Genomic DNA, 10,065 nt, shown 5'->3' on the forward strand with positions numbered 1-10,065 from the left:
TCCTCTTCGAGCCCTACCCGCGCATGGTGCGGGACCTGGCGCGCGAGCTGGGCAAGGAAGTGGAGCTGGTGGTGGACGGCGAGGACACCCGCGCCGACCGCGCCGTGGTGGAGGCGCTGAGGGATCCGTTGCTGCACCTGGTGCGCAACGCGCTGGACCATGGCCTGGAGTCGCGGGTGGACCGGGTGGCCTCGGGCAAGCACCCGCGCGGGAAGCTGACGCTGGGCGCCGCGCGCGACGGCAACCGGCTGCTGCTGCGGGTGGAGGACGACGGGGTGGGGTTGGAGCCCGCGCTGTTGCGCCGGGCCGCGGTGCGCAAGGGCTTCCTGGACGAGGCCTCGGCGGCGGCGCTGTCGGACCAGGGCGCGCGCGAGCTCATCTTCCTCTCCGGCTTCACCTCGCGCGAGGTGGCCACGGACATCTCCGGGCGCGGCGTGGGGCTGGACGCGGTGCGCAGCTCGCTGCGGGCGCTGGGTGGAGACGTGTCGGTGGAGTCCTCGCCGGGCCGGGGTACGCGCTTCGAGCTGCGGGTGCCGGTGTCCCTCACCGTGGCCCCGCTGCTCTTCGTGAAGGTGGGCGAGGAGACGCTCTGCCTGAGCGCCGTCCATGTCTCGCGGGCGGTGAAGGTGGAGGCCTCGCAGCTCAAGGAGGTGGCCGGGCGGGCGGTGCTGGAAGTGGACGGGCAGCCCATGCCCTTCGCCTCGCTGGGCGCCCTGCTGGGGCTGTGCCCGGATCAGGTGGTGGACGAGGGCGCGCTGGTCCTGGTGGTACGCAGCCAGGGGGCCGTGGCCGCGCTGGCCGTGGATCGGGCGCTGGAGGAACGCGTCCAGGCCATCCTTCCGCTGAAGGGCTTGATGGCCCGGTTTCCGCACCTCACCGGCGCCACCACCCTGGCGGATGGCCGGCTCGCCATGGTGCTGTCGGCGGCCCACCTCATCGCCAGTGCCCAGGGCTCCGCCGGCCTCCGGGTCCATCGCGCCTCCAGCTCCGCCCGTTTCCCTCCCGCCCCCCGCCGCCGCATCCTGGTGGTGGACGACTCCCCCCTCACCCGCGAGCTGATTGGCTCGCTGCTGGAGGCCGTGGGTTACGACGTTGTAATGGCCGCCGATGGCATGGAGGCCCTGGACATGCTCGCCAACACCAAGGTGGATCTGGTGTGCAGCGACCTGGAGATGCCCCGGGTGGACGGTCTGGAGCTCACCCGCCGCCTCAAGGCGCATCCCACCCACAAGGTCCTCCCGGTGGTCATTCTCACCACGCGTGGAGGCGAGGAGGACCGGCAGCGTGGGCTGGCCGCCGGGGCCAACGGCTACATCACCAAGGGTGACCTGGTGCGTCAGGATCTGGTGGATGTGGTGGGCCGGCTCCTCGGGTGACGAGCACCTGAGGGACATACGGCCACATTGGGTATACTCCAGGGGTCGCGCACGGGGTATGGAAGCCACATGGGCAAGAAAGTTTCGGTGCTGGTCGTCGACGACTCGCACATCTGCCGCCAGCTTATCTGTGAAGCACTGAGCCGGGACCCGGACCTGGATGTGGTCGGGACCTGTGCCAACGGCAAGGAGGCCCTCGAGGCCGCCAAGGAGCTGCGCCCACAGGTCATCACCATGGACGTGGAGATGCCCGTGATGGACGGGCTCACGGCCGTGGAGCACATCATGTCCGAGGTGCCCACGCCCATCCTGATGCTGACCGCGGACCCCCGGCAGCAGGCCCCGGAGCTCACGTGCCGGGCGCTGGAACTGGGCGCGCTGGCGCTGCAGATCAAGCCCTCCATCGACGCCGGGCTGGAGGCGTGGAACCTGTCGCGCGAGGTGAAGCTGCTGTCCTCGGTGCGGGTCATCCGGCACATCCACAGCAAGCGCCGGCCGCCGCTGCCGGGCAGCGGAACGGCACCGGCCCCGGTGGTGGGCATGCCCTACGGGGTGCTGGCGGTGGCCAGTTCCACCGGTGGCCCGCAGGTGCTGTTCCGCATGCTCTCGGAGCTGCCGGCGGACTTCCCCACGCCCATCGTCATCGTGCAGCACATCAACGCGGCCTTCTCCGACTCGCTCGCGGGCTGGTTGGCCAACTCCTCGAAGCTGAAGGTGCGGCTGGCGCAAGATGGCGAGCAGTTGCTGCCGGGCAACGTGCTGATCGCCCCGCCGGGGCAGCACATGCACATCCCCTTCCGGGGCCGGGTGGCGCTGCGCTCGGGCGTGGAGCGCGACGGGCACATGCCCTCGGGGACGGTGCTGCTGGAGAGCGCGGCCAAGGCGTATGGGCGGCGCACCCTGGGCCTCATCCTCACCGGCATGGGCGAGGACGGGGCGGACGGCATGCTCGCCATCAAGCAGGCCGGAGGCCTGACACTCGCGCAGAACGAGGAGTCCTGCGTGGTCTTCGGGATGCCGGGCGCGGCGGTGGCACGCAAGGCCGCGGACCATCTCGTCCACGGCGACGACATCGCGGGGACGCTGGTGCGTCTGGCCCGTGGTGAGTCCCTCGCCGTGGGGCGCTGATCCCCGGTGGCGCCTCCCTCGCTCCCGCTGGGCTATGGGCCCATCCATGCCCTCTTGGCACGGCGGACGGGCATGGCCTTGAGCGACCTGCAGTGCCGCCGGATCGACGAGAAGCTGGCGGCGCGGCCGGGCGGGCCGAGCGTGTACTTCCTGCTGCACCTGCAGTCGCCCGCGGGCGCCGCGGACCTGGCCGAGCTCATCGACGCCATCTCCGTGCAGAAGACGGAGCTCTTCCGGGACGAGTCGCAACTGTCGGCGCTGCGCACGCACGTGCTGGAGCCGATGGTGGCGAGGATGCACCGGCCGCTGCGGCTGTGGAGCGCGGGCTGCGCCACCGGCGAGGAGGTGGCCACGCTGCTGGTGATGCTCGCGGAGCTGGGCGCGGATCCCGGCAGCACGGTGCTGGGCACGGACATCTCGGAGACGGCCATCGCGAAGGCGCGGGAGCTGTGCTTCACCTCGGAGCAGATGCAGCGGGTGCCCCCGATGGTGCGGGACCGCTGGTTCGTGCCCGCGGGCCTGGGGCGCTTCACCCTGGTGGGGCACCTCAAGGAGCGGGCCCGCTTCCTCTGCCACAACCTGATGGACATGCCGTACCCCAGGGCGGAGGAGGGGCAGGGCTTCGACGTCATCGCCTGCCGCAACGTCCTCATCTATTTCACTCCCGAGTCCTTCGAGAAGGTGGTGGTGACGCTGGCCGGGCGGCTCGCGCCCGAGGGGATGTTGATGCTCTCCGCCGCCGAGCCGCTGCTGCGGGCCCCGCCCGTGCTGCGCACCGTGCGCTGTGACCAGGCCTTCTTCTATGCCCGCGCGCAGGAGGGAGCCCTGAAGACCCCGAGCGCCACGGGCCTGCCGGCGGTGGCCCCCGCGAAGGCGCCGGAGTCCCCGATCTCCGGGCGCTTCCCGGCCGTGGGCGCCACGAAGCCGCCGGAGCCCCCGGCTCCGGTCCAGCCGTCCGGTCCGCATTTGGAGGCGGATGCCCTCTTCGCCCAGGCGCTGGAGTGGGCCGGCGGAGGCGAGGCGAGTCCCCAGACGGCGGACACGCTGCGGAGCTGCCTCGTATTGGATCCGGATCTGGCGGCGGCTCGCTACCTGTTGGGGCTGGTGCTGGAGCAGCGGGGCGCACTGGCCGAGGCCGCCGAGGAGTATCGGCGCGCCCTGCGCTCGCTGGAGGAGGGGAGGGCTCGCGCCACGCCCTTCTTCCTCAACAACGCCCGGCTCCTGGTGGCCTGCGTGCGCGCCGTCGAGCGGGTGGAGCGCACCGGGGGTCCCTTCCCGCAGCGTTGATGAGCAGGCAGGCGTCCCCTGGCGCCGCGAAGAAGCCCGCGCGGCACCAGGGGTTTGCCCTTAAGATGCCACCCCCTATGCGAAGGCTTGCTCTGATCGCCCTCCCGCTGGCGCTGTCCGGCTGCTTCTACCCCGCGGATCGCGGGCGAGCGCTGGAGGCCCGACTCGAGAAGATCGACACCACCCAGGCGCAGCTCCAGGCGGAGCTGAAGCAGACGCGCGCACAGCTCGACGCTACGCTGCCGCTCATCGACCAGAAGGTCGCCGAGGTCTCCAAGGCTCTCCAGAGCCTGGACTCCGCCTCGCGCCGCACGGGCGCGGACATCGGCATCCAGCTCCAGAAGACGGTGGAGGACCTGTCCCAGCTCCGGGGCCAGGTGGAGACGTACCTCTACAAGATTGGTGAGCTGGAGTCGGCGCTCGCCAGGACGAGCGAGGAGACCGACAAGCGGCTGCTGGCGCTCAAGGGCGACGAGGCCCTGAAGGAGGCCGAGGCCCGCAAGAAGGCCGAGGAGCTGAAGCGTCCCACGGACAAGAAGGAGTTCCTCGCGCTGGCCCAGGAGAAGGCCAGGGCGGGGGACGTGGTGCTGGCCCGGCAGCTCTACTCGGAGTTCCTCAAGAAGTGGCCGAAGGACGCGCTGGCCGCCGAGGCCCACTTCGGCCTGGGCGAGACGTACTTCTCCGAGGAGAAGTGCCGCGAGGCCCTCTTCGAGTACGGCAAGCTGCTCCAGGAGTACCCGAAGGCGGAGTCCACGCCGAACGCGTACCTGCGCTCCTCGGAGTGCTTCAAGAAGCTGAAGATGCAGGAGGAGTCTCGGCTGGCGCTCGAGGAGCTCGTCAAGAGCTTCCCGAAGTCCGAGGCGGCGAAGACGGCCAAGAGCCGGCTCTCCGAGCTGGACAAGGCGAAGAGGGCGGCTCCGAAGAAGGGGAACAAGTGATGAGACGGCCAGGTCCGGCGCTGTTGGCCATGCTCGTGCTGCTGCTGACGCCGCTGATGGCGGTGGCGGCGCCCAAGCAGGTGGTGCTCCTCTTCACCGGAGACAATGGGGGCGAAATCGCCCCCTGTGGTTGACGCCACTCCCCGTCTGGCGGTCTGGCCAGACGAAAGACGGCCCTCTCGCGGGAGCGCGCGACGGGTGTGCCGGTGCTGGTGCTCGATGCGGGCAACGCGCTCTTCAAGTCGTCCACGCCGGGTGCTCCCCAGGAACGGGAGCGCGCCGAGCTGTTGCTCGAGCAGATGAGCGCGATGGGCACCGAGGCCATGGCCGTGGGTGCGCGCGATCTGACGCTCGGGACGGACTTCCTCACGAAGGCGGGCAAGGGCGAGAAGAAGCTGAAGCTCCTCTCCGCCAACCTCGTGGACGCGGGGGGCAAGCGGCTCTTCCCGGCCTCCACGGTGGTGACGGTGGGCGGGGTGAAGTTCGGCCTCGTGGGCCTGTCTCCCGAAGGTCCGGTGGCCACGCAGCAGGGCGTGGTGGGCCAGCCTCCGGTGCCGGCGGCGATCACCGAGGCCCGCCGTCTGCGCGAGAAGGAGAAGGTGGACGTGGTGGTGGTGCTCGCCGCGGTGCCCTACATGGAGGCCCTCAAGCTCTCCAAGGAGGCGGGCAACTCCATGGACTTCATCGTGCAGTCCCACGAGGGCCGGAGCGCGGGCGTGGCGCAGCGCAACGACTACGCCACCCTCATCCCCCCGGGAGAGCGCGGACGGCAGCTCGCCCGCCTGGAGCTCAGCATGGAGGGCAAGGGGCCCTTCGTGGACCTCACCGAGACCGAGCGTGCGAAGGAGCAGGTGCGGATCCTCGACACCAACATCCGTCAGGCCAAGGAGCGTCTGGCCACCCTCAAGGACGAGTCGGCTCGCGCGGCGCTGGGAGAGGCCGTGGCCAGCTTCGAGTCCCGCCGCAAGGCGCTGCTGGCGCAAACGGGAGGGCGCACGGAGGGGCTCGGGCGCTCGCACCGCCTCTCGTACACCTCCCTGGGGCCCGAGGTAGGGGACGATCCGGAGCTGAAGAAGCGCGTGGAGCGAATCGAACCCCCCGGTTCCGCATCTCATTAGTCCTGGATGGGGCCCGGTCGCGGCCCTTGTGCCGGGGCCGGCGCACCGTTATAAGCGCCGGCCTACCCTAGAACGCCAGACCTCCCACCTCGGAGTGGGGGCAAGGCGCAATGGAGCCGTTCAAATGAAGTCTGACATGCATCCGGTCTATCCGGCCTCGCGCATCACCTGTGCCTGCGGCAACGTCGTCGAGACCAAGTCCACGCGCGGCTCGTTCGCGGTGGAAGTCTGCTCGAACTGCCACCCCTTCTTCACCGGCAAGTACAAGCTGCTCGACACCGCCGGTCGCGTGGAGAAGTTCCGCAAGAAGTACGGGACCAAGCCCGCCGCCGGTGAGGGCGCCGCTGCCCCCGCCGAGGGTGCCGCTCCCGCCGCGGCCGCCCCTGCCGCCGCCCCCGCCGCGAAGAAGACCGCCAAGAACGCCAAGGCGTAGTCTCTTCCGCACGGCTTCGTCGTACCCGCCGAGCACGGTGCCGGAGGGCCTCCACCCGAGGCACTCCCACCGTGCTCGCGGCGTTTCGGGGGCTCGCGTTTCGCGTCAAGTTTCAGGGTGCTACAGACCAGAAATTGGACGTAGTTGGGTGTTGCCCGCACATTCCCGCCCGTCACGACGACCCCTGACGGAGGCGAGATGTCCTCGGAAGCCGCAGCTCCTGCCCTGAAGCTTGTTCAGCAGCCCTCGCTGCGCGAGAGCCTTTTCGCCAAGAGCGACGCGTACCGCCTGTACCAGGGCGACAGCCTGGCGCTGCTCGAGCAGTTCGAGCCGGGTACGTTCGACATGGTCTTCGCAGATCCGCCGTACTTCCTCTCCAACGGCGGCTTCACCTGCAAGAACGGCAAGCGCGCCGCGGTGAACAAGGGCGGCTGGGACGTGTCGCGCGGCGTGGAGGAGGACCATGCCTTCACCAGCGCGTGGCTCAAGGCCTGCCAGCGCGTGCTCAAGCCCACCGGCACCATCTGGGTGAGCGGCACGCAGCACGTCATCTTCTCGGTCGGCTTCGCGATGCAGAAGCTCGGCTACAAGCTGCTCAACACCGTCACCTGGTACAAGCCCAACGCCAGCCCCAACCTGGCGTGCCGCTACTTCACGCACTCCTCCGAGCTGCTCATCTGGGCCTCGCCCAAGCCGGCCGCGAAGCTCCAGCACACGTTCAACTACGCCAAGATGAAGGCGGAGAACGGTGGCAAGCAGATGCGCGACGTGTGGGCGCTGCCGCGCACGGGCGACGAGGAGTTGACGGCGGACGAGTCCGGCCGGGTGTGGACGATGACGGCGCCGCGCCGGGAGGAGAAGGCGCACGGCAGCCACCCCACGCAGAAGCCGGTGTCGCTGCTCGAGCGCGTCATCGAGGCGAGCACCCCCGAGGACGCGCTGATCCTGGACCCGTTCAACGGCAGTGGCACCACGGGTGTGGCGTCGCTGAAGCTGGGCCGGCGCTACGTGGGCATCGACATGGACGAGAAGTACCTGGAGCTGTCGAAGAAGCGCCTGACCGAGGTCGAGCGCGCCGCGCGGCGGTAGTCGCCCCTCCCTTCGTGACGAGCTGGAAGGGCTGGCCTTCTGGCACGTGCTTCATCGCCACCGAGTTCATGCAGTAGCGCAGCCCCGTGGGCGGCGGACCATCCGGGAAGACGTGTCCCAGGTGCCCATCACACCGGCCGCAGCGCACCTCGGTGCGGAGCATCCCGTACGAGACATCCTGGTACTCCGTCACCGCGTCCTTCTGGATGGGCTGCGTGAAGGAGGGCCAGCCGGTGCCGGACTCGAACTTCTGGCCGGACTTGAACAGCGGGTTGCCGCAGCCGGCGCAGACGTACGTGCCGGGCGTCTTCGTCCCGAGGAAGCAGCCGCTCCCGGGCCGCTCGGTGCCATGGTGCCGCAGCACCTGGTACTCCTCGGGTGTCAGGCGCTTGCTCCACTCCTCGTCACTGAGGATCAGTTTGTCGACCATGGCGTCATCCTGCGTTCCGTCACCCTCGGTGGGCAATCGTTCCGAGAGGCGGAGGACCTGGGATTGACACATGGTGTACGCGTGCCCATGCTGGGCGCGAAGCGCGCGCGGTTTCACCTTGCGCGGCGGGAGGTGTGCCATGGGACGTGTCCAAAACGGTGTCTCCAGGTCTCTCCACGCCCCCGCACGTGTGACCGGGCGCGCTCCGTCTCCTCGTTAGAACGGATTCGCTGACCCTGGCGCCCGAGCGCCGGTGTGGAGCCTCGTCTTCTCCTGACAGGGAACCGTTCGCTCCATGAGCTCCAAACATCGCCGTTCGTCTTCATCCGAAGGCGCGACCATTTCGGCGCGTCATCTGCGTCTCCAGTCCACGCTGTTCGAAGAAGTCTCCCTCCTGTTCCGAGGTGAGCTGTCCGACCCGCTGCTCGAGGGCGTCGTGGTGACGATGCTCGAGTTGTCCCCGGACGGCCGCCAGGCCCGTATCGGCTTCACCCTCCCTCCCGAGCGCCAGGAGTCCGGACCCGCTCCGGTGGAGGAGGCCCTCGAACGCGCGAGTGGTTTCATCCGCTCGCAGCTCGCGCTCGGCCTCGACCTCAAGCGCGTGCCCAACCTGCGCTTCGTCTGCGTGGGCGTGGCGCCGCGTCTGGCGGCTCCCGACGAGGAAGGGGGTGAGTCATGATGCCCCGGGTGCTCGAGAGCCCGCCGGGGGCGCTCCCCATCCTCGCCTGGGCGCGCGAAGTCCCCCCGGGCGCGGTGAAGCAGCTCCAGCACCTCGCCAGCCAGCCCTACGTGGTGGAGCACGTGGCGGCGATGCCGGACGTCCACGTCTCCCAGGGCGTGGCCGTGGGCACCGTCTTCGCCACCGAGCGCACCGTCGTCCCGGGCGCGCTCGGCGGGGACCTCGGGTGCGGTGTGAGTGCGCACCGCTTCGCCTTCCCGGCCGCGTCGCTCGGACGGGCGGACCTCGAGGGGCTGCTGGCGACCCTGGCCCGTCGGGTGCCAGTGGGGGATGCCGTCCACCGGGGGGCGGGCCTGCCCCTGCCGCCCGGGCTCCAGGCCGCGAGCCTCTCCACCCATCGGCTCCAGCGGGACTGCGAGCGCCTCGCGCCCAGACACCTCGCCACGCTCGGGGGAGGCAACCACTTCCTGGAGCTGGACCGGGACGCGGGGGGAGACCTGTGGCTGCTCATCCACTCGGGCTCCCGAGGGCTTGGCGGGGCCATCGCCGCGCACCACCTGCGCGTGGCCACCGAGCGAGGAGAGGGCTCGCTGCCGGGCCTGCGCACCGATACTCCCGAGGGTGCGGCCTGCCTCGCGGACATTGAGTGGGCCTGCCGCTTCGCCCGCGCCAACCGCGAGGCCCTCGCCGCCCGTGCGGTGGAGGTGCTGGTCGAGGCGCTCGGGTGCGAGCCGGAGCCGGGCGTGGACGTGCACCACAACCACGTGGCGGAGGAGACGCACCTGGGCCGTGTGCTGCTCGTCCACCGCAAGGGCGCGGTGGGGCTGGCGCCCGGACAGACGGGCATCATCCCCGGCTCCATGGGGACGGCCTCGTACCTGGTGGAGGGGAGGGGAGCGCCGCGCGCCTTCGGCTCCTGCTCACACGGGGCGGGGCGGGTGCTGACTCGCGGCGAGGCCCGGGCACGCATCCGCCCGGAGGCCCTGGAGCACGCGCTGCGCCGGGTGGTGTTCGACCACGGTCGGGCGCGGGCCCTGGTGGAGGAGGCCCCAGCCGCCTACCGCGACATCGCGGAGGTGCTGGAGGACGAGGCGGAGCTCGTGACGCCCGTCCTGCGGCTCACGCCCATCGCCGTGCTCAAGGGCTGAGTCAGGGGGGCGGCGGAGCGTGGAGGCCGCCGCCCTCTACCTGTCGCCCCAGGAGAAGCCGGTTCCGAGGGTGAAGGTGACGCCTTGCGCCCAGGGGGACGTGGAAGGCGCGAAGGCCCGGTACTGCGCCTCCGCGCTGAGGGAGATCCTCCGGCTGAGCAACGTGGTGACGCGCAGGCCGACCGGGAGCTCCGGGTGCCGCCTCCCGTCCTGGGAGAACAGCCCCGCGCCCGCCGTGGCGCGCAGGTCGAGCCCTCCCGAGTAGCCCAGCCGCGCCGTCAGCAGAGGAGGGGAGAGCAGCGCCAGGGACCAGGCCGCCCCACGTCCTCCCGAGAGGGGATTGCCCAGGGCATGCGTGTAGCCGACGGAGAGTCCCATCGACCAGAACAGGGGGAACAGGGCCCGCACGCCCGCCACCGGGGTGGCGCCGCGGGCCGAG

General features: G+C 70.6%; 9 protein-coding genes and 3 pseudogenes. 10 read left to right on the forward strand and 2 right to left on the reverse strand.

The window, feature by feature from the left end:
- From VF794_RS18780 to VF794_RS18815, 8 genes and pseudogenes are all read left to right on the forward strand, one after another.
- Positions 1-1,376, forward strand: a 1,376-nt coding sequence (locus VF794_RS18780) for a hybrid sensor histidine kinase/response regulator (RefSeq protein WP_331112312.1), incomplete at its 5' end; no start/stop codon positions are given.
- Between the two features lie 69 nt (positions 1,377-1,445).
- A complete protein-coding gene (gene cheB, locus VF794_RS18785; RefSeq protein ID WP_331112314.1) occupies positions 1,446-2,504 on the forward strand; it encodes a chemotaxis-specific protein-glutamate methyltransferase CheB in 1,059 nt (352 codons plus the stop codon).
- A gap of 72 nt (positions 2,505-2,576) precedes the next feature.
- Positions 2,577-3,791, forward strand: coding sequence for a CheR family methyltransferase (locus tag VF794_RS18790; RefSeq protein WP_331112316.1), 1,215 nt, complete (start codon positions 2,577-2,579; stop codon positions 3,789-3,791).
- A 77-nt stretch (positions 3,792-3,868) separates the two neighbouring features.
- Positions 3,869-4,729: a tetratricopeptide repeat protein gene (locus VF794_RS18795; protein ID WP_331112318.1), complete on the forward strand. Its 861-nt coding sequence runs from the start codon at positions 3,869-3,871 to the stop codon at positions 4,727-4,729.
- Positions 4,729-4,863 carry a hypothetical protein gene (locus VF794_RS18800; RefSeq protein WP_331112320.1) on the forward strand — a complete coding sequence of 45 codons (135 nt, stop codon included), beginning with the start codon at positions 4,729-4,731 and terminating at the stop codon, positions 4,861-4,863. Before VF794_RS18795 ends, VF794_RS18800 begins: the two co-directional genes overlap by 1 nt.
- Before the next feature lie 72 nt (positions 4,864-4,935).
- Positions 4,936-5,847, forward strand: coding sequence for a 5'-nucleotidase (locus tag VF794_RS18805; RefSeq protein ID WP_331112322.1), 912 nt, complete (start codon positions 4,936-4,938; stop codon positions 5,845-5,847).
- Between the two features lie 124 nt (positions 5,848-5,971).
- A pseudogene (gene rpmE, locus VF794_RS18810) lies at positions 5,972-6,190 on the forward strand (50S ribosomal protein L31); the annotation flags it as partial.
- Positions 6,191-6,478: 288 nt separating this feature from the next.
- Complete coding sequence (locus VF794_RS18815) at positions 6,479-7,369, forward strand: site-specific DNA-methyltransferase (protein ID WP_331112324.1); 891 nt, start codon at positions 6,479-6,481, stop codon at positions 7,367-7,369.
- Between the two features lie 16 nt (positions 7,370-7,385).
- Here VF794_RS18815 and msrB read toward each other — a convergent pair.
- Positions 7,386-7,799: pseudogene (gene msrB / locus VF794_RS18820) on the reverse strand (peptide-methionine (R)-S-oxide reductase MsrB); the annotation flags it as partial.
- Positions 7,800-8,094: 295 nt separating this feature from the next.
- Between msrB and VF794_RS18825 the strand changes: the two are divergent.
- Together VF794_RS18825 and VF794_RS18830 are read left to right on the forward strand one after the other, a co-directional pair.
- Positions 8,095-8,478 carry a ribosome-binding factor A gene (locus VF794_RS18825; RefSeq protein ID WP_331112326.1) on the forward strand — a complete coding sequence of 128 codons (384 nt, stop codon included), beginning with the start codon at positions 8,095-8,097 and terminating at the stop codon, positions 8,476-8,478.
- Positions 8,475-9,626 carry an RtcB family protein gene (locus VF794_RS18830; protein WP_331112328.1) on the forward strand — a complete coding sequence of 384 codons (1,152 nt, stop codon included), beginning with the start codon at positions 8,475-8,477 and terminating at the stop codon, positions 9,624-9,626. Before VF794_RS18825 ends, VF794_RS18830 begins: the two co-directional genes overlap by 4 nt.
- Positions 9,627-9,662: 36 nt before the next feature.
- Here VF794_RS18830 and VF794_RS18835 read toward each other — a convergent pair.
- Positions 9,663-10,065 (reverse strand): annotated as a pseudogene (locus VF794_RS18835) (hypothetical protein); the annotation flags it as partial.

The organism is Archangium sp., from assembly GCF_036389735.1.
Taxonomy (GTDB): Bacteria; Myxococcota; Myxococcia; order Myxococcales; family Myxococcaceae; genus Archangium.

Coding starts and splice junctions, on each gene's coding strand:
- cheB (WP_331112314.1), top strand. CDS start 1,446: ATGGGCAAGAAAGTTTCGGTGCTGGTCGTCGACGACTCGCACATCTGC.
- VF794_RS18790 (WP_331112316.1), top strand. CDS start 2,577: ATGGCCTTGAGCGACCTGCAGTGCCGCCGGATCGACGAGAAGCTGGCG.
- VF794_RS18795 (WP_331112318.1), top strand. CDS start 3,869: ATGCGAAGGCTTGCTCTGATCGCCCTCCCGCTGGCGCTGTCCGGCTGC.
- VF794_RS18800 (WP_331112320.1), top strand. CDS start 4,729: ATGAGACGGCCAGGTCCGGCGCTGTTGGCCATGCTCGTGCTGCTGCTG.
- VF794_RS18815 (WP_331112324.1), top strand. CDS start 6,479: ATGTCCTCGGAAGCCGCAGCTCCTGCCCTGAAGCTTGTTCAGCAGCCC.
- VF794_RS18825 (WP_331112326.1), top strand. CDS start 8,095: ATGAGCTCCAAACATCGCCGTTCGTCTTCATCCGAAGGCGCGACCATT.
- VF794_RS18830 (WP_331112328.1), top strand. CDS start 8,475: ATGATGCCCCGGGTGCTCGAGAGCCCGCCGGGGGCGCTCCCCATCCTC.